Origin of the sequence: Magnetovibrio blakemorei, from assembly GCF_001746755.1 — a bacterium.
In the GTDB taxonomy this organism is placed as follows: Bacteria; Pseudomonadota; Alphaproteobacteria; order Rhodospirillales; family Magnetovibrionaceae; genus Magnetovibrio; species Magnetovibrio blakemorei.
This window is the reverse complement of sequence record NZ_MCGG01000009.1, coordinates 93,612-110,162: the sequence shown is the minus strand read 5'-3', so window position 1 is coordinate 110,162 and position 16,551 is coordinate 93,612. Positions and strand designations below refer to the sequence as shown.

21 protein-coding genes and 2 tRNA genes are annotated in these 16,551 nt (G+C 54.0%); 11 read left to right on the top strand and 12 right to left on the bottom strand.

Going from position 1 to position 16,551, the window contains the following annotated elements; all coding sequences use genetic code 11:
* Positions 1-87 precede the first annotated feature (87 nt).
* Positions 88-633, top strand: coding sequence for a Panacea domain-containing protein (locus tag BEN30_RS03265; RefSeq protein ID WP_069956906.1), 546 nt, complete (start codon positions 88-90; stop codon positions 631-633).
* Between the two features lie 21 nt (positions 634-654).
* On the opposite strand, the gene BEN30_RS03260 is transcribed toward BEN30_RS03265, so the two are convergent.
* From BEN30_RS03260 to BEN30_RS03215, 10 genes are read right to left on the bottom strand one after another with little or no spacing between them, the layout of a single operon-like run.
* On the bottom strand, positions 655-2,364 hold the full coding sequence (locus tag BEN30_RS03260; protein WP_069956905.1) for a Na(+)/H(+) antiporter subunit D: 1,710 nt from the start codon (positions 2,362-2,364) through the stop codon (positions 655-657).
* Positions 2,354-2,731 carry a hypothetical protein gene (locus tag BEN30_RS03255; RefSeq protein WP_069956904.1) on the bottom strand — a complete coding sequence of 126 codons (378 nt, stop codon included), beginning with the start codon at positions 2,729-2,731 and terminating at the stop codon, positions 2,354-2,356. Before BEN30_RS03255 ends, BEN30_RS03260 begins: the two co-directional genes overlap by 11 nt.
* 2 nt (positions 2,732-2,733) lie before the next feature.
* Positions 2,734-4,233 carry a monovalent cation/H+ antiporter subunit D family protein gene (locus tag BEN30_RS03250; protein ID WP_069956903.1) on the bottom strand — a complete coding sequence of 500 codons (1,500 nt, stop codon included), beginning with the start codon at positions 4,231-4,233 and terminating at the stop codon, positions 2,734-2,736.
* Positions 4,234-5,727 (bottom strand): monovalent cation/H+ antiporter subunit D family protein, encoded by a 1,494-nt coding sequence (locus BEN30_RS03245; protein ID WP_069956902.1) that lies wholly within the window; start codon positions 5,725-5,727, stop codon positions 4,234-4,236. It lies immediately after the preceding gene.
* Entirely contained in the window at positions 5,724-6,110 is a 387-nt protein-coding gene (locus tag BEN30_RS03240; protein WP_069956938.1) for a cation:proton antiporter subunit C, read from the bottom strand. Before BEN30_RS03240 ends, BEN30_RS03245 begins: the two co-directional genes overlap by 4 nt.
* A gap of 1 nt (position 6,111) precedes the next feature.
* Positions 6,112-6,594 (bottom strand): Na(+)/H(+) antiporter subunit B, encoded by a 483-nt coding sequence (locus tag BEN30_RS03235; protein ID WP_069956901.1) that lies wholly within the window; start codon positions 6,592-6,594, stop codon positions 6,112-6,114.
* Positions 6,591-7,187, bottom strand: a complete 597-nt coding sequence (locus tag BEN30_RS03230) for a DUF4040 domain-containing protein (RefSeq protein WP_069956900.1) — start codon at positions 7,185-7,187, stop codon at positions 6,591-6,593. Before BEN30_RS03230 ends, BEN30_RS03235 begins: the two co-directional genes overlap by 4 nt.
* A gap of 23 nt (positions 7,188-7,210) precedes the next feature.
* Positions 7,211-7,654 carry a monovalent cation/H(+) antiporter subunit G gene (gene mnhG, locus BEN30_RS03225; RefSeq protein WP_211563268.1) on the bottom strand — a complete coding sequence of 148 codons (444 nt, stop codon included), beginning with the start codon at positions 7,652-7,654 and terminating at the stop codon, positions 7,211-7,213.
* The gene (locus BEN30_RS03220; RefSeq protein ID WP_245648971.1) at positions 7,651-7,950 is read right to left on the bottom strand and encodes a monovalent cation/H+ antiporter complex subunit F; all 300 of its coding nucleotides are present in this window, start codon (positions 7,948-7,950) and stop codon (positions 7,651-7,653) included. Before BEN30_RS03220 ends, mnhG begins: the two co-directional genes overlap by 4 nt.
* Positions 7,947-8,513 (bottom strand): Na+/H+ antiporter subunit E, encoded by a 567-nt coding sequence (locus tag BEN30_RS03215; protein WP_139134819.1) that lies wholly within the window; start codon positions 8,511-8,513, stop codon positions 7,947-7,949. Before BEN30_RS03215 ends, BEN30_RS03220 begins: the two co-directional genes overlap by 4 nt.
* Before the next feature lie 161 nt (positions 8,514-8,674).
* Between BEN30_RS03215 and BEN30_RS03210 the strand changes: the two genes are divergently transcribed.
* The 3 genes from BEN30_RS03210 (at position 8,675) to BEN30_RS03200 (ending at position 9,667) form a co-directional block, all read left to right on the top strand.
* Positions 8,675-9,190, top strand: coding sequence for a DUF192 domain-containing protein (locus tag BEN30_RS03210; protein ID WP_069956898.1), 516 nt, complete (start codon positions 8,675-8,677; stop codon positions 9,188-9,190).
* A gap of 84 nt (positions 9,191-9,274) precedes the next feature.
* A tRNA-Pro gene (locus BEN30_RS03205) sits at positions 9,275-9,351 on the top strand.
* A gap of 112 nt (positions 9,352-9,463) precedes the next feature.
* A complete protein-coding gene (locus BEN30_RS03200; RefSeq protein ID WP_069956897.1) occupies positions 9,464-9,667 on the top strand; it encodes a hypothetical protein in 204 nt (67 codons plus the stop codon).
* Here BEN30_RS03200 and BEN30_RS03195 read toward each other — a convergent pair.
* Positions 9,664-9,849, bottom strand: coding sequence for a hypothetical protein (locus tag BEN30_RS03195; protein ID WP_069956896.1), 186 nt, complete (start codon positions 9,847-9,849; stop codon positions 9,664-9,666). The genes BEN30_RS03200 and BEN30_RS03195 overlap by 4 nt on opposite strands.
* 195 nt (positions 9,850-10,044) lie before the next feature.
* Between BEN30_RS03195 and BEN30_RS03190 the strand changes: the two genes are divergently transcribed.
* Positions 10,045-10,548 (top strand): hypothetical protein, encoded by a 504-nt coding sequence (locus BEN30_RS03190; RefSeq protein ID WP_069956895.1) that lies wholly within the window; start codon positions 10,045-10,047, stop codon positions 10,546-10,548.
* A gap of 495 nt (positions 10,549-11,043) precedes the next feature.
* Here the strand turns inward: BEN30_RS03190 and BEN30_RS03185 are convergent, their stop codons facing one another.
* Positions 11,044-12,831, bottom strand: coding sequence for a PAS domain-containing sensor histidine kinase (locus BEN30_RS03185; protein ID WP_069956894.1), 1,788 nt, complete (start codon positions 12,829-12,831; stop codon positions 11,044-11,046).
* A gap of 174 nt (positions 12,832-13,005) precedes the next feature.
* Here BEN30_RS03185 and BEN30_RS03180 point away from each other — a divergent pair, with 174 nt between their 5' ends.
* The 6 genes from BEN30_RS03180 (at position 13,006) to BEN30_RS03150 (ending at position 16,505) form a co-directional block, all read left to right on the top strand.
* Entirely contained in the window at positions 13,006-13,302 is a 297-nt protein-coding gene (locus BEN30_RS03180; protein WP_069956893.1) for an ETC complex I subunit, read from the top strand.
* Positions 13,303-13,333: 31 nt separating this feature from the next.
* Positions 13,334-13,410 (top strand) — tRNA-Arg (locus BEN30_RS03175).
* Positions 13,411-13,734: 324 nt separating this feature from the next.
* On the top strand, positions 13,735-14,784 hold the full coding sequence (gene rsgA, locus BEN30_RS03170; RefSeq protein WP_211563266.1) for a ribosome small subunit-dependent GTPase A: 1,050 nt from the start codon (positions 13,735-13,737) through the stop codon (positions 14,782-14,784).
* A 354-nt stretch (positions 14,785-15,138) separates the two neighbouring features.
* Complete coding sequence (locus BEN30_RS03160) at positions 15,139-15,525, top strand: hypothetical protein (protein ID WP_139134818.1); 387 nt, start codon at positions 15,139-15,141, stop codon at positions 15,523-15,525.
* 99 nt (positions 15,526-15,624) lie between these two features.
* A complete protein-coding gene (locus BEN30_RS03155) occupies positions 15,625-15,816 on the top strand; it encodes a hypothetical protein (protein WP_069956889.1) in 192 nt (63 codons plus the stop codon).
* A 284-nt stretch (positions 15,817-16,100) separates the two neighbouring features.
* On the top strand, positions 16,101-16,505 hold the full coding sequence (locus BEN30_RS03150) for a response regulator (protein WP_069956935.1): 405 nt from the start codon (positions 16,101-16,103) through the stop codon (positions 16,503-16,505).
* Positions 16,506-16,551 lie beyond the last annotated feature (46 nt).

The following is a 16,551-nucleotide window of genomic DNA, read 5'->3' as shown; positions in this document are numbered from 1 at the left end:
CGTCGCGTTAATGATTTGCAGGGAGGTTTGTGTTAACTTTGAGCTTCTCGCAACGACGAATCCGGCCGCAGGGTTGGGCTTTTTGATATGACATTTGCCGTAAACTCCACATTCGATGTCGCCATCTGGTATGCCGATCAGGCCCTGAATGAAAATGAATACCTGCAGCCGCTGAAAATGCATCGGCTGCTGTATTTGTCGCAGGCCTTTTACGCGATTGCTTACAACGGGCGTAAATTGATGCCTGCGGTGTTTGTCGCCGATGAGCAAGGCCCCATTGAGCCCACCGTCTATCACGCCTTTTCCCGCGGTCGTCCCGATGTGGATGTGGAGCTGTTTTTGCCCACCGAAGTGGAAGTGTTTTTGACCAGCATCTGGCGGCGCTTCGGCCATTTAAAACCCACGCAATTGACCAAGTTGATCACCTCAAACACGGCTTATGCGGTGGCTTTGCGCAAAGGCAATCGCACCGAAATCCCCTTGGAAACCATGGTCCTGGCCTTTAAGGCGGAAGCTGAGAAAAAAGAAACCAGTGTTGCCAAGCAGTTTCGCGGCCTCGATGGGCAGCGCGTCATGCTCACCCAATCGGGTGCTCCGGTGAAAGTCAAATCGTGGATGCCGGGAAGCAAATAAACCCGGCTCTCGATTTCGACCCTAAATAAACAAATACATCACCAGATACGCGAACAGCAAGATCACCACCCAAAAGACCATGACGCCCGCAGGTGTGGTGCGGGCCAAAACGCCGCGCGGGTTGTGGTGGTGAGAGGCCAAATCGATTAAGGCATTGACCAATTTGTCTTGCACCCAGGCGCAGCCGCCCAAGAACTTGGACGTGGTCAGCGTCAGGCTGCGCGCCATTTCAACCGCCAGCTTTCGGTAAAACCAGTCAAAGTCCAGCGCGATGGTGAGCTTGCGCTTGAGCATCGGCAGCAACACAAAAAAGGCCAAACCCGCATACAACAGCAGTTGCAGCATCTCATACACATGGGCGCTGGTGTAGGGCTGGTAATCGGTCGGATAGGGCAGCAAGGCGTATAAGGGGCCGGGTTGCACGCCGATCCAGATACACAGTACGGAAAACAGAATCATCGCCGCGCGCATGTTCCAGGGCGGGTCCTTGGGGCGCAAGCCACTGTCTTTTTGGAAAAACACAAACCACGGAAATTTGATGCCTGCGTGCAAAAACACGCCCGCGCTGGCCGCCAACAAACAAAGCCACACCACCATCATGCCGCCGTCATAGGCGGCTTGGTTGGTCATGGATTTGGACACGAAGCCGCTGGTCCACGGGAACGAGCTGATGGCCAGTGCGCCAACGATTCCGGCGATGGTGGTGAGCGGCATGGACTGGAACAAACCGCCCAAATCGGTGCATTTGCGTTTACCACCCGTCATGTACATGACCGACCCGGCGCTCATCAACAGCAAGGCTTTATAGATGATGTGGGTGAAGGCATGGGCGGCGGCACCATTAATGGCCATCTCCGTGCCGATGCCGGCGCCGACCACCATGAATCCAACCTGGTTGATGATGGAATACGACAAAATGCGGCGCATATCGTTTTCAAGCAGCGCATAGATGATGCCGTAAAAAATCATATAGGTGCCGATCCAAATCAGGATCTGTTCGCCTGCAAAACCAACCAGCAAAACGTAAACCGCCGTCTTGGTGGTGAACGCCGACAAAAACACCGTGCCCGACCAACTGGCCTCGGGGTAGGCATCGGGCAACCACGCACTTAAGGGCGGGGCACCTGTGTTGATGAGGAAGCCGATGAGAATGGCCCAGGTGGCGAAGCTGTTGGCCCCCATGGCGACAAAGTCGATGGAGCCGGTTTCTTGGATGTAGGCGATGACGCCGATCATCAGCACCACACCGCCCAACAGGTGAATAAGTGCATAGCGCATCGCCGCCCGACCGGAGGCTTCCGTGCGTCCCGACCACACAACGATGGTCGAACCGACCGCCATCAGCTCCCAATACATAAACACCGTAATCAAATCGCCCGCCAAGGCCACGCCGATGGCGCTGCCCGCATAGGCAAATGCGGCGGACAGTTCCATCACCCGGGTTTGATTGAGCGCAAACAGACCGCCCGCAAAGGCCATGATGGCAAATATCGTAGCGAACAGGCGCGACAGGTTTGAGCCGTCCACCAATTCCAATTGGTAATCCAGGAAGTTCGCGGTGAGCTGCACACCGTCGCCCACTTGCCAGATGGCCCCCAAGGTCAGCAGGGGCAAGCCCAACAGCAATACGCTGCGCGCCCAGCCGCCGACAACGGGCAACAAAAACGCGCCGAAAATCAAAATGAAGGATGGCGAAACGACGAACGAGGTGTTGAGAAGGTCACTGGTCATAATAGGTGTCCTTCTTGTTCAACATAAATCCCAACAGCTTGGCGAACACCACCATGCCAACACAGGTGGCAAAGCCGTACCACGAATAAAATCCAAGGGTGCCTTCGATGCCAAACTTTTCATGAGGGTGCACAGTCGTGCCCAACCATGTGACGAACGCCAGCAAGACGATGCCGCCCAGCCACAGCATCTTGATGGTGGTCGGACGCACCAACCAGTGCAGGGGGTGGCCGTTCACGTCCAGCAAGGGGGGCTTTGGGGCTTGGGCCATGTCTTGAGGCGCTTGCGACTTTTCAGGTTTAGGGGCCTTTGGCGTTTGAGGGGCCTGTTTGGCGAGGGCCTTTTTCGATTTTTTGCTTTTGCTCATGATCAGCCTCCCACCAAAGCGCGGCCCAGGGCCAAGGGCACATCGGGATAGAAGAACAGCGCGATGGTGCCCAGCGCGGTGAAGCAGAGCGCCAAGACGACGGCAATCGGCGCTTCGCCGTGATTGTCGTATTTGGCGTAAGGATCGCTTTCGGGGCGCGGTTGTTGGTCTTTGAAAAAGGCCCTATAGACGATGGGCAAGAAGTAGCCCGCGTTCAACAGCGTCGAGGCGACGATCACCAAAATGGCGAAGGCCTCACCCGTTTCCAGCGCACCGGTCAGAATGTACCACTTGGATATGAACCCGGCCGTAGGCGGAATGCCGATCATCGACAACGCCCCGATGCCGAACGCCACCATGGTGAAGGGCATGCGTTTGCCGATGCCGTCCAACTGGCTGACCTCGGTCTTGTGCGCGGCGGTGTAGATGGAGCCTGCGGCAAAAAACAGGGTGATTTTGCCAAACGCGTGGGCTGCGATGTGCATCACCGCACCCGCCACTGAAATGGGCGCCAAAATGGCGGTGGCCAAAATAACGTAGCTGAGTTGGCTCACCGTCGAATACGCAAGACGGCGTTTGAGATTGTCTTGGCGAAGCGCAATGATGCTGGCGGCAATGATGGTGAACCCGGCAATGAACAAAAGCCAGTCGACGCTATGGGCTTGGTTCAAGAAGTCCAAACCAAAGATATAAACGATGACTTTCACCACCGAAAACACACCCGCTTTGACCACGGCCACGGCATGCAGCAATGCCGAAACCGGCGTGGGGGCGACCATGGCGGCGGGCAGCCAGCGGTGCACCGGCATCAAGGCCGCCTTGCCGATGCCGAACATGTACAAGAACATCAGCACGGCCAGCTCTGGGCCCTGGATTTGACCCGCCAAGATGCCGCCTTCGACAAAATCCAATGTCCCGGTGATGTTGTAGGTCCACAGCATGGCCAAAAACAGCAAACCGATTGAGGTGCTCATCAAGATGCCCAAATAGACCCGGCCACCGCGAATGGCCAAGGGCGTGCCCGCGTGGGTCACCAAGGGATACGTGGAAATTGTGAGCACTTCATAAAACAAGAACAAGGTTAGCAGGTTGCCCGCATAGGCAATGCCGATCGCGGCCGAAATGGCGATGGTGAAGCACACGTAAAAGCGTGTTTGGTTGCCTTCTTTGTTGGCCCGCATGTAGCCGATGGAATAGACCGTGTTGACGATCCACAGGCCGCTGGCGATCAACGCGAACAGTTGTCCCAAGGGTTCTACGGTTAAGGTGACGGACAGCCCCGGCAACATGGTGAACAGATCGACGGACGGTCTGGCACCGCCCAAAACTTCGCCGGTCAGCGAAGCCACCAAGGCAAAGGTCAGCACGGCGGTGAGCAGCGACGCGGCTTCGCGCAGGTTGCGATTGCGCTCCCCCATCCACATCACCAGCAAGCCGCCGATTAAGGGTAGGAGAACCGCAAGTTTAATGGCTTGAGCTTCGCTTAAAAAGGCAAACAACATTTACAGCCCCCCCATCAATTGAAGGGCTGCGGTGTGCGCCAAATTCAACGTGAAGGTCGCGTTGGAACCGAAATACAACGCTGCCAACACCATTACCCAGATGGGCAACAACATGCTCAGCGGAACCTCTTGAGCGGCGGGCGCTCCCTCCGGGGCGGGGCGCAGGTAGGCCACTTCAAACACCCGCCACACATAAATAACAGCCAGCAAACTGGACAGCAAAATCAGCGCCGCCAAGGGCCACATGTTCAATTCCATCGCCGCGGTGACCAATTGCCACTTGCTGATGAAACCGGGGGTGAGCGGCACGCCGATCAGGCCCAAGCCGGCAATGACAAACGCCGCCATGGTGTAGGGCATGCGCTTGCCGATGCCTTCCATTTGCGTCAGCGTGACGGCGCCCGTCGAGAACACAACCGCGCCGATGGCCATGAACGCCGAGCCCTTGATCAGGGCATGATTGAACATGTGTATAATACCGCCCGTCAATCCGGTTTCCGTCGCCATGGCGATGCCCAGCACGATGTAGCCGATCTGCGCAATGGACGAATACGCCATCATACGCTTGACGTTTTCTTGCCAGATGGCGCTGAGGCTGGCGAGAAACATCGCCGCCAACGCCATGGTGATGAGGATCGGTTGCAGTGGGAAACTGGCGAACAAATCAACGTCGCCAAACAGGGTGAAAATAATCCGCAGTAAGATATAAGCCGACACCTTGGTTGCGGTTGACGCCAAGAATGCGGTGACCGCGCCCGGCGCAAACGTATAGGCGTTGGGCAGCCACATGTGCAGCGGAAACAAGGCCAGCTTTAAGCTGATGCCGACGGTGAGAAACGCCAACGCCGCATGCACCGTGCGGGTGTCGATGACCGCAGGCATGATGGTCTTTAAATCGGCAATGTTGAGCGTTCCGGTGGTTTGGTACAGAAGTCCCACGCCGATGATGTAAAAGGTGGCCCCGAGGGTGCCCATGATCAAATAGCGAAACGCCGCCGTCAGTGCGCGTCGGTCCGTGCCCAACGAAATCAGCACGTAGCTCGACAAACTGGAAATTTCCAAAAACACAAACAAGTTAAAGGCATCGCCCGTCACGGTGATGCCGAGCAAGCCCGTCAGGCACAACAACAGCATGGCGTAAAACAGATAGATACGGTCTTTGCGGATTTCTTTTTCAACGCTGCGTTTGGCGTACGGCAGAATGACGGCCGCAATGGCGGAAACAATCAAGACCACAAACACGCCCACGGAATCGAGTCTGTATTCAATCCCCCAAGGCGCGTCCCAACCGCCGATGCGGTAGCGGACGACACCTTGATCCATGACGGTGTCCAAGAGTTTTAAGGAGATGGCAAATACGGACCAAGCCACCGCCGTCGCCACTGACCACGCGCCAGTGGCGCTGCGCAACAAAACGCATACAGGCGCTGCCAGCAACGGCACGATGACCAACAAGATCAGCCAAGGATCGGACGTCATTTCGGCTCCGCTCATGCGATGTCCTCCTCATCGTGTTCGATGGTTTGGATTTCATCTTCTTCAATGGTGCCGAAGCTGTGATTGATGCGCACCACCAATGCCAATGCCAGCGCCGTGGTCGCAACGCCGACCACAATGGCGGTCAGGATCAGCACATGGGGCAGGGGGTTGGAATACAGTTCGATGCCGTCTTTCAAAATGGGGGCAGAACCGCCCGACACCTTGCCCATGGAGATGTAGAACACAAACACGGCAACTTGAAAGATGTTCAGGCCTACGACTTTTTTAATCAGGTTGTGCTGGGCGATGACGGTGTAAAAGCCCGCCATCATCAACACAATGGCGACCCAATAATTGAGCAGGCCCAAAAGGCTCGATGCGTCGTTCCAATCAAACATGTTAATGCCCATCCCCTTTTTTGCTCGGGGTGACAACGTGGTTGTGCTTGCGGAACGGCAGATTGTCGTTCACGTGGCCGGAAAAGGTGTAAAAAATCGTAATCATCGCGCCCGCAACGGTCGTGCCGACACCGAACTCAACCAAGAAAACACCCAAATGCTGACCGCCGTGCACGGTGGCGGCCAGCACGTTGTAGTCGAGGAATTCTCCGCCCATCAACATCGTGACAACCCCGGTGCCGCCATAAATCAGTACGCCAAATGCCAGCATGCTCCGCGTCGCTGACGCGGGGATGGCTTGACGGGCGACCCGCACACCGTAAATCAGGGAATACAAAATAAACGCCACCGCAAAGATGACGCCCGCTTGAAAACCGCCGCCGGGACCAAAGTCGCCGTGAAATTGTACGTAGAGCGCAAACAGCAAGATCAACGGAATCAGCAGTTTGGCGACAACGCGCAGAAGGGGCTTTTCGGTCATCATGATGAAGAAGCCTCTTCATTTTTGCGTGCCCCATCTTCGGGCTTCACAGGTTCGTCAAGCTCATCTTCCCGACGCCGTCGCGCACGGGTGGAACCGGGCATGTTCTTGTTTTGCGTGCGACCAATGATCACCAAAACGCCCACCGCGGCCGTGAACACAACCGCCGTTTCACCCAAAGTGTCATAGCCGCGGTAGCTGGCCAAAACCGATGTGACGACGTTCGGTGGACCGACTTCATGAGCGGACTTTTCCAAATAGCGGTTTGCCACGTGTTGGTTGATGGGGGCGTTGATGTCGCCGTAACGCGGCATGTCCATGGTGCCGTAGATCAGCACGCCACCGGTGGCCAAGACCAAAATCAGGGCAAAGGGCGACACCTTTTTGTGAACCTTTTCTTGGTCCGTTGTCATCGACAAAGTGCCGAGCATCAACACGGTGGAAATGCCAGCCCCCACGGCGGCTTCGGTAAACGCCACGTCGACGGCGTCCATAACCAGATAAAGGGCGGCGGCAAACAGCGAATAGATTCCCGAAAGCATGATCACGGCAAACAAGTTGCGCAGGCGCACCAGCCAAAAGGCCGTTGCCGTCATAAACAAGAGCAAAGAGATGGCGATTACGTGTTCGATGGTTTCGCCTCCTGTTTCACTTTTGGATCAAACGTCGGCTCAATTTTTGTGTCCAGCTGAGGGTCTTCGATCACTTTGGCCTCGACCAATTCTTCAACCGTCGGTCCAGGATTGACCCCGCCGTGAATGGCGGCTCGCGCCAAGGCGAATGTCGTGGTCGGTGAGGTGAAAAAGATAAACACCAAGATCAAGGCCAGTTTGACGACAACGATCCAGGTATCGGCCTGAAACATCAACCCCGTTAAAATCATCATGATGCCCATTGTGTCGACCATGCCGGCACCGTGCATGCGCGAAAAGATATCCGGCAAACGCACGATGCCAAGCGCACCGACAATGGCAAAAAACGAACCGGTGACAATGAACAGCCAACTGAGCCAATCGGCTAATGGCAGCGGGCCAAGCGGGGTGTGCAACAGGTCAAACATCATACGTCACCCTCGTCCGGGCCTTCCATGGGGTGGCCTAAATCTTGGAACTTGACGTATTTGGTCACTGCAATGGTGCCGATGAAGTTGATCAGGGCATACAACAAACCGATGTCGAGAAAGTCGGGACGTCCATCCAAAAAGCCGTAAACCGAAATCAGCACCACGGTTAAGGTGCCCGACACGTTCACGGCCAGGATGCGGTCAAACACGGTCGGTCCGACAAACGCACGGATCATGCTCAGTGCCATGGAAATCAGCACCGCCAGTGCGGCCACGCCGTACATGGTGATCGTCATGATGCGGGTCCTGACGAGGTTGGGCCTGAAGTTGTGGGGCCAGACGATGTAGGGCCAGGTGTTTTATCCGACTTGTCGTCTGTCTTGCTCATACCTTCCATGGCGGTGCAGCGGCGATCCATATCAAGGGTTTCGATCCCTTCGCGCGCGCCATAGGTCAGGGCGTGAACTTCGAAGATTCCGTCGTCGTCCATGGTGATGGTGACGGTGCCGGGTGTCAACGTGATGGAATTGGCATAAGTGGTTAGGCCCACATCGCTTTTTTGCGACGCCTTGGTTTTAAAAATGTGAGGATGAATGTCCATCTTCGGGCTCAAGATGATTTTGGCCACATCCCAATTGGCTTTGATGATTTCAACAATCAGCCAGGGAAAATAGACCAAAGCGCGGGGGCCTAGGTGGATGGGGTGACCTTCATGATCGACGACATCCATACGGTGCGCGATCCAAACCGTCAGCACCACAGACGCCACTCCAAGCCCCATCAGCAAAGGCTCAGGCATGCCCGACAGCAAACCCCAAACGACCATTAAGGCTGCGCCAAGTGAAAAGGCATGCAACACGTATATGTGCTCCCTCGTTTCATTGTCCCTATGGTGGAGAATAAGAGCCGAACCCAAGCGAAGCAAGCCTCAACACAGGGAATTTTTTGCTTTTGCGAAGAACGGGATAAACTGTACGCTGTCGGGTCACGAAACACGCAACAGACATAAAGAATTTCACCATGTTTGGCTTTGCTCAAAGATCCTTTTTCCTTTTCGCCGCTGTCTTTGCCGTGACTTTTGCGGCGATGGGGTTCGCCCTGCCTGGGGTAAGTTTGGCTTTTGAAGATGAAACTTATGGGGAGAGCGGTGAAAAACAGCTCATGTTTCCCACCATTGCGCTGAACATCGTCAGTCAAAACGGTAAAACCAGCGCGTTTGAGGTGGAACTGGCGATGACCCCCGCCCAGCAGCGCCGGGGGCTGATGTTTCGCGACAGCTTGGCTCCCGATCGGGGGATGCTGTTCGACTACACGCCGCCTCGGCACATCACCATGTGGATGAAAAACACGTTGGTGTCGCTCGATATGCTGTTTTTCGATGCGGATGCTAAGCTGGTGTACATTGCGCCGCGCACAAAACCGTTGTCTCTGGACCTGATCCGGTGCCCGGTTCCGGTGCGCTACGTCTTGGAAGTGCCCGCCGGAACCGCACAAAGACTGGCTTTGCGCCCAGGCGATCGGCTTGAGTTGCCCTGAGAAGCAAATTGGGCCACTTAAGTTCCCTTTTTGATCTTTTAAGGGCTTGCTTAAATCGATCGGAAGCCCTAGAAACGCCGCAGTCGGGGAGTGGCGCAGCCTGGTAGCGCATCTGGTTTGGGACCAGAGGGTCGCAGGTTCGAATCCTGTCTCCCCGACCATTCACTTTAGCCTTATGTTTTTAAACATTTTTTTCGAAGTGTGCGGGTGAGTGTGCGTAAGGTAAACTTACACGCAGAGTGCCATTGAGCGAACAAACCAGAAAGACTGCAGATGACCAATCCCCAAAGCATCGAAAAGACGGCCAAGGCCCTTGTTGCTCATCACGGTGAAGACGGCGCCCAAGGGTATTGCAAGGAACGCATTCAATACCACGACCAAGCGAAAGAGTCCGAGGCGGCGAACCTTTGGCGGGCGATTGGCAAAGCTGTGGGGCAAATTGTTGACGGCGCGCCTGAGGATAAAACGGACGTTTAGTCCGTTATCGTGAACGTCAGTTTATCCGCTTCGTCTTTACTGACCAGTCCATCATCTACGACGTTGCGTTTGGCTTCTTCAAACAGGTCCTCATCGGTGACCAAGGTACCGTATCCAGCCGCGTACATTTCGTAGGTGTGCAACACCTTCCCATCGGCGTCTCTCACTTCAATATTGGCCATCGTACTTCCCTTTGGTTGGTCGTTGAAGCGTATATAAGGTGCCCAGACCTCTCTATACAGCTAATAATTTGGTTTTTGATTGGCCTTGTAACATCCTGTTACAAAATCAGCTGATTTGGGCATATTCGGGTTACATTTCTCACTTATTGTGTCCTCGTTTAGTGGAGCACTTTATTTCAACTCGGGAATTTTCAGATGCAACACCTGCTCAAAACCTACGGCACGACCTTCACCGTCGGGCTTTTTATTGTGTCCACCGTTTCGGGCGTATTTTTGTTTTTTCACATTGCGGCTCCGGCCTTTCACGGTATGCATGAATGGTTGTCGATGGTGCTGATCGTTCCGGTCGCTATCCATATTTGGAAAAACTGGACGGGGTTATTGGGGTACTTTAAGCGCAAGACGATTTATATGCCCCTGGTGGCATCCATCTTCGCCGGTTTTGCGTTTGCCTATCCATCCTTAAGCTCATCGTCTTCTGGCGGTAACCCGTTGCGGGCGACGGTTCATGCGGTTCAGGGCGGAACCATCAACCAGGTTGCGCCGCTGTATAAACTGAGCCCTGAAGCCTTAAAAGCGCGCCTCCAGGCCAAAGGCTATACGGTCGCCTCATTCGACCAACCCATCGTCGACATTGCAAAGGCATCCGGAAAGGACGAAGGCCCCGACTTGATGGCCGCGATCGCGTTTCCCGAGTGAGTGGGGCCGCAAAATGGCAGATGGTAAATAACGCATTCCATTAATGCTGTTCTCACGCACACGGTTTCTTAACGGCACGCACATTAGGATGTGTTAATATACTAAGTGAAGGACGGACCCAGAATGGGAACGAACTCCGTCAGAATGAGGAGAAATGATTATGTTTGAACTCTTTTGGATTATGGTTGTTGTCTTGGTCGGGTTCTTTGGTTTCACGCTTTATGAATCTGCGGAATAACCCGGTGCGATAGCAGACCTTGAGCTGGCGGTTGAAGCGACTTTCAGTTTGATCATCCGATAAAAAGGCCACACAAAACAGGGGGGACGCATATGCTCCCCCTCTTTGTATGTGGAATTGGGGTGACGTTTTGATTTGCCCCGGCTGCGGGCTCACCCGTCATGATCCAGATGCCGTGCATTGCAAGCATTGCGGCATCGTTCTGCGCATCGAAACGGATGGCGAATAAGCGGTCTCTGCAGAGTCGCTCTTAAAGCTCAGGTTTTGGAAAGAACCCGTTTGGCGGGCAGCGTAACGGTCGCCTTGGTGCCTTTGCCCAGTGCACTTTTGATGGTGAAGATTCCCTGATGCATTTCCACCAGCCCCTTGGTCAGCGAGAGCCCAAGACCGGTGCCGTCGTGCTTGCGCGCCAGGGAACTGTCGACTTGGCCAAATTGTTCCATAGCTTTAGCCAGACCTTTTGCGTCCATACCAATGCCGGTGTCGGTCACGGAAATCACCATGGCACCGTTTGCGTCGACAAAGGCATCACAGGACACTTCCCCGTGTTCCGGCGTAAACTTCACCGCATTGCTGAGCAGATTGAGAAAGATTTGTTTTAACCGTCGGGAGTCGGCAAACACATTGGGCAAATCTTTTTGCGTTATTTCCGTTAAGGCGACGCCCCCTAAATCGGCCTTCGGTGCGACCAGGCGGAGCATGCTGTTCATGGCGTCGGCAACGTCTACGTTTTCCTCGTGAAGAACCAGTTTGCCCGCTTCAATGGCGGAGGCATCCAAAATGTCATTGATGATGTCGAGAAGGTGCGTGCCGGACCATTTGATGTCACCGGCATATTCGAGATACTTTTCGTTGCCCAGGGGGCCCAAAAGTTGGCCTTGCATGGCGGATGAAAAGCCAATGATTGCGTTAAGCGGAGTGCGCAGTTCGTGGCTCATATTGGCCATGATTTCAGATTTGGCGCGGTTGGCGATCTCGGCCTGTTCATAGGCTTCTTGGGTGCGTAACTTCTCAAGTTTATGCTCGGTGATGTCTTCGTGAATGGTGACAAAGTGTTTGATTTCGCCATTTTCATCCATCACCGGAGCAGCAACCATGGATGCCCAAAAAACCTCGCCATCTTTGCGCCTGTCTTTGATTTCACCTCGCCACTCACGACCGGCGGTAAGATTTTCCCACATGCTTGCATAAAAATCAGGTGGGGTATCCCCTGATTTGAGCAGGCGCGGTGTTTGGCCAATGGCTTCTTCTGGGGTGTAGCCGGTCATTTTTGTAAAGCAGGGGTTGATGTATTCGATGGTGCCTTTGGTGTCGGTGATGAACATCATGTTTGGACTTTGCTCAAAGACATGCGTGAGAATGCGCAATTCCACCATCGCCGCATCCCGTTCGGCCAAAGGTTTGCTGATGCGTAAAAACACCAATGTGCCGATAATGGTCATTAAAGCGACGCCAATTAAACTGATCAAAGCGGCGCGAATGAACGGTTTGCGGATTTCTTGCAGATCGATTTTAGCGACAATTCCGGCTTTGAGCATGGGCAGGGGTTCATGGGCGGCCAAGACCATTTCGCCGCGGTAATCATAGCCCAATATCGTTCCGCTTATGCCGTTTAGCGCCCGGCGCATGGGCTCGCCCAATTTGGATTCCCATGGGATAGGTATCATTTCGGCAAAATCAAAATGGCGGTGGCTGAGCACGAAAACGATGTTGTCTCCTTTACGAGTGCCCAAGGTGAACTCACCCGTTTCGCCAAACCCCGGATAGTTATTGTGCGCGGCTTTGAGCAGGAAAAATGTCGCAGCCTGTGCGTCATCAGCAAGTTCGCCACTCGGGTGAAGGGCGTTAAACTGTGCCACCGTGTTGATCAAAATCGCCTGCGTTTGCGCCAATTCGGTCAAGCGCACGGTTTCTTCTTGGTAGGCGGCGTTGTATAGCAACCAATTTGAAAGCAAAGCCGATGATAACGAGACACAGGTCAACACCAACACAGCTTTGCCGAGCCAACGTCGATAGTTGATTTTGTGGTTCGGGACCTGGATCACAACGCAAGACCTTATGAAGTCTGGAGAATTAATTTAGACTATCTATTGATGTTACTTTTTCAACGTATTCAATGCATTCATATTTAGCAATATCTTCAAAATCATTGACTGTTCGCCAAGCTTAGCCCAAAAGGTTAGGCATACGAACCATTGACGCTGTATGGGATTAAAACGATGGCGAACGCTCGCATTTACCGCCCGGCCAAAAACGCGATGCAGTCTGGCAAAGCCCGAATGAAAACGTGGATACTTGAATTTGAGCCAAATGAGGCCAAATCCCGCGACCCGTTGATGGGCTGGATTGGCTCCGGCGATATGCGCGCTCAGGTCAAGTTGCGGTTTGACAGCGCAGAAGCGGCTCAAGCCTATGCAGAGCGTGCGGGTTTGGATGCCATCGTCACCCAACCCCACGAACCCAAAATGATTTTAAAATCATACGCCAGCCGCTTTGCGTTCGACAGAACCCGGTAAACACTTCGGCCCTACATTCGTGGGGCCATCCGGCCCCGTAGCTCAGCTGGATAGAGCATCGGATTTCTAATCCGACGGTCACTGGTTCGAATCCAGTCGGGGTCACCAATTTCCCAAAATAAACCATGCATATTGGACCGTTTTCAGGGAAATGGAAAAGAGCCGCTCGACAAATATGTGTCGTTCGGTTATTGAGCGTTTAGGTCAACAATTTCTGAAGGAGGTTTTTTGTTCGTCATTGTCACGCAGCGGGCTGGTTAACGCTCAGGGCTCACGCGAATGCGGTTTGCCGCGGTTTTTCTCGCGTCCCTCGTATGTACAACCAGCCAGCCATGGGTGCGGTTTTGTGAATCGCGCCGATGTTTTTGTGTGACTTCAACGCAGGTGAGTAATCACCTTGCTTAAGCTGGTGAATGAACAATGACTTTCAATATGACCGACCTGGCCGAATTCGGCTGGAATACCTTTTTCACATCCCAACTGGAAATAGATGATTTTGAGTGCGGCGTGCCGGTGCGCGTGATGGCCGTGCATCGTGGTGCGATCAACATTGTCGGGCCGGGGATAGAGGCCTCCATCCCTCCTTACCGAACCGATCCGGATGACGTCGAAACCAGCGCCACCGTGGGCGACTGGCTCATCGTGGACGACAAAACCCATCGTCCCAGACGCCTGTTGAAACGCCGCAGTTTGTTCAAGCGCCGTGCGGCGGGAACGGGACGTGAGGTGCAACTGATCGCGGCCAACGTGGATACGTTGTTGATCGTGACGTCGTGCAATGCAGATTTCAACGTGGCGCGATTGGAACGCTATCTGGCTCTGGCCCTAGAGGCGGAAGTCACACCCGTCATCGTGCTGACCAAGGGCGACCTGTGCGACGATCCCAAAGTGTACGTTGATCAAGCTTTCGCTTTGCCATCGGTGCATATGGTTGAAACCCTCAATGCGCTGGACCCGGCGGAGGTGAAACACCTTATACCTTGGTGCTTAAGCGGCCAGACTGTGGCGCTGGTTGGGTCGTCCGGGGTGGGGAAGTCCACGTTGATCAACACCTTGACGGGCCACGCCGACGTCGCGACCCAGGGCATCCGTGAAGACGATGCCAAAGGGCGCCACACCACCACCGGGCGCGCTTTTCACCGCATGCCGTCCGGCGGGTGGTTGATTGATACGCCGGGCATGCGCGAACTGCAATTGACCGACGTTCAGTCGGGGCTCGATGAAGTGTTTTCCGATATCGTTGAGCTTGCTCAAGCCTGCCGGTTTTCAACCTGTCGACATGATACGGAGCCGGGTTGCGCCGTAACGGCAGCGATAGAGGCTGGCGAACTGGACGTGGAGCGCTTGAAACGATGGCGCAAATTGGTCGCGGAAGAGGCCTACAACACGGGAAGTCTGGCGGAGCGGCGATCGCGTGACAAAGCCTTTGGCAAGATGATCAAGCGCGTCATAAAAGATAAAAAGGATTTCTCAGGATCTTAAGTTCCTCCAGCTTCCGTGCGGCGGCACGCTCATTTGGGCTTGTCGCCGCAAACGGGTTGGGGTGTGGATGAGCCTGTGCCCATCTTTTTGCTCCAATTCCCCATTCATTTCGTCAGTTTATGAAGGTTGGATTGTTTTTGCCCAGGCGGAAGTGTTGAAGTGTGAGTTTTGCTTTGCCCAGGAATACTTTTCGCCTATCTTTGGGATGATTCTAGATAACTCATTGATTGAGGGGACAAATATGAGGTTGTGGGGGAAGGCGATTGCGCTGAGCGTTGGGGTTGGGGTTGGGGTTGGGTTGGGGTGTTGGGTGGATGTGTGAGCCAGGTCCAGGGAATTGAGGTGACGCATACTGTGCCTGATGATCGTGCTCTGGCCTATCTGAGAGATATTGAGGCCACGTTCAATGCGCCCCCTCATGTGATCGGTGCACCACAATGTGATTATTCACAAAGTGGGATGGCAGGCCGAAAGGTTCAATTCCTGTTGGTCGGTTCGACATCAGAACGCCAAGGCCAAGTTGCATATGATCAATGGCGCGTTGATGAGGTCAGGAAGGGAGAGGGGATCGCGGGTCCCTTTTTTACCGTAATTGTCACAAGTCCTGACGGGGCCAAGTGTACGCCGTTGCGATCCAAAGCCGGTACGCCTGAGGCCATTGTCCTGCCCAAAATCAAGGAGACGCTCACCGCATTGGTGTCGCTTGGCGTAACGTATGACGCGAAGAGTTTACGGCCTTAACGCTGTCGAAACGCGAACGGTTCGTGGCCATTGAGAATTTGTTAAGGGAAGCTTGAGAGAATCATAAAAGGTTTTTCAATGGACCAGAAAGGGCCTGTTATGAATTCTTTTCGCTATGAAGTTACTTACCTGTCCGATGCGCCGATCGCAACCTTAAAAAGCCGTCTGGCGGCGGTGTGCGAAGGGGCTTGGGAAGCGCGCCGTATGGGGCTGTCCTTGTTGAGAACGGGCAGCCATCGGTACCGACTGTTCTTTGAACGCGAAAGCGATATCAGGGCATTGTTGCAGTGACGCCTTCTCCCCATTCACAATCCAAATAACGCATAAAACGACTTTTAAAGATATGTGGTCACAGTGTTCATGACCTCTTTGGGAGGCATGAAGCAATTTTTTGTGCCCCGCAATCAAAGTATCTAGGCCTATCATCCATCTGGGTGATACACGCAGTTGTCGAAGACGCCTATGATTCAGGAAGGGTGAGTAGGTTCGCTTTGCGAACAGGACGAATAATTTGACCCATGATAAATGGGGCCTACACGGGGACCTTTATGGACTTTACAATGGGTGGGCAGATCATGAGCCGTATATTGGTTATTGATGATGATAAGTTCGTTCGTGCTTCGATACGCGCCGTTTTGGAAAGTGTGGGACATGAAGTGTTCGATGCCGGAGATGCCGATGTCGGCATTTCTCAACAGCACATAAATCCCTTTGATATCGCTATCGTGGATTTGGTTATGCCCAAAAAAGAAGGGCTGGAAACCATTCATGAACTCAAACAAGATTTCCCCGACCTGCCGATCATCGCCATTTCGGGCGGCGGGGCCATCGTTAAGAAAAACTTCATCCAGGCCGCTGAAGCGTTCGGTGCGACAACCACGTTGGAAAAACCCTTTGGTGGGGATGAACTTCTGAATGCCATCTCCTTTGCGGTGTCGGATGGCGTGAAACCGAATACAAGCACCTCTGCCTCCGCTTAATGGAGGAGCTGTTTATGGTTCGCGGAGGCCTTGCGGGTTTTTGCCG

Excerpts from the sequence above, each read along its gene's own strand:
- BEN30_RS03265 (WP_069956906.1), top strand. The coding sequence starts at position 88 with ATGACATTTGCCGTAAACTCCACATTCGATGTCGCCATCTGGTATGCC.
- BEN30_RS03260 (WP_069956905.1), bottom strand. The coding sequence starts at position 2,364 with ATGACCAGTGACCTTCTCAACACCTCGTTCGTCGTTTCGCCATCCTTC.
- BEN30_RS03255 (WP_069956904.1), bottom strand. The coding sequence starts at position 2,731 with ATGAGCAAAAGCAAAAAATCGAAAAAGGCCCTCGCCAAACAGGCCCCT.
- BEN30_RS03250 (WP_069956903.1), bottom strand. The coding sequence starts at position 4,233 with ATGTTGTTTGCCTTTTTAAGCGAAGCTCAAGCCATTAAACTTGCGGTT.
- BEN30_RS03245 (WP_069956902.1), bottom strand. The coding sequence starts at position 5,727 with ATGAGCGGAGCCGAAATGACGTCCGATCCTTGGCTGATCTTGTTGGTC.
- BEN30_RS03240 (WP_069956938.1), bottom strand. The coding sequence starts at position 6,110 with ATGTTTGATTGGAACGACGCATCGAGCCTTTTGGGCCTGCTCAATTAT.
- BEN30_RS03235 (WP_069956901.1), bottom strand. The coding sequence starts at position 6,594 with ATGATGACCGAAAAGCCCCTTCTGCGCGTTGTCGCCAAACTGCTGATT.
- BEN30_RS03230 (WP_069956900.1), bottom strand. The coding sequence starts at position 7,187 with ATGACGGCAACGGCCTTTTGGCTGGTGCGCCTGCGCAACTTGTTTGCC.
- mnhG (WP_211563268.1), bottom strand. The coding sequence starts at position 7,654 with ATGATGTTTGACCTGTTGCACACCCCGCTTGGCCCGCTGCCATTAGCC.
- BEN30_RS03220 (WP_245648971.1), bottom strand. The coding sequence starts at position 7,950 with ATGACGATCACCATGTACGGCGTGGCCGCACTGGCGGTGCTGATTTCC.
- BEN30_RS03210 (WP_069956898.1), top strand. The coding sequence starts at position 8,675 with ATGTTTGGCTTTGCTCAAAGATCCTTTTTCCTTTTCGCCGCTGTCTTT.
- BEN30_RS03200 (WP_069956897.1), top strand. The coding sequence starts at position 9,464 with ATGACCAATCCCCAAAGCATCGAAAAGACGGCCAAGGCCCTTGTTGCT.
- BEN30_RS03195 (WP_069956896.1), bottom strand. The coding sequence starts at position 9,849 with ATGGCCAATATTGAAGTGAGAGACGCCGATGGGAAGGTGTTGCACACC.
- BEN30_RS03190 (WP_069956895.1), top strand. The coding sequence starts at position 10,045 with ATGCAACACCTGCTCAAAACCTACGGCACGACCTTCACCGTCGGGCTT.
- BEN30_RS03180 (WP_069956893.1), top strand. The coding sequence starts at position 13,006 with ATGGCGAACGCTCGCATTTACCGCCCGGCCAAAAACGCGATGCAGTCT.
- rsgA (WP_211563266.1), top strand. The coding sequence starts at position 13,735 with ATGACCGACCTGGCCGAATTCGGCTGGAATACCTTTTTCACATCCCAA.
- BEN30_RS03155 (WP_069956889.1), top strand. The coding sequence starts at position 15,625 with ATGAATTCTTTTCGCTATGAAGTTACTTACCTGTCCGATGCGCCGATC.
- BEN30_RS03150 (WP_069956935.1), top strand. The coding sequence starts at position 16,101 with ATGAGCCGTATATTGGTTATTGATGATGATAAGTTCGTTCGTGCTTCG.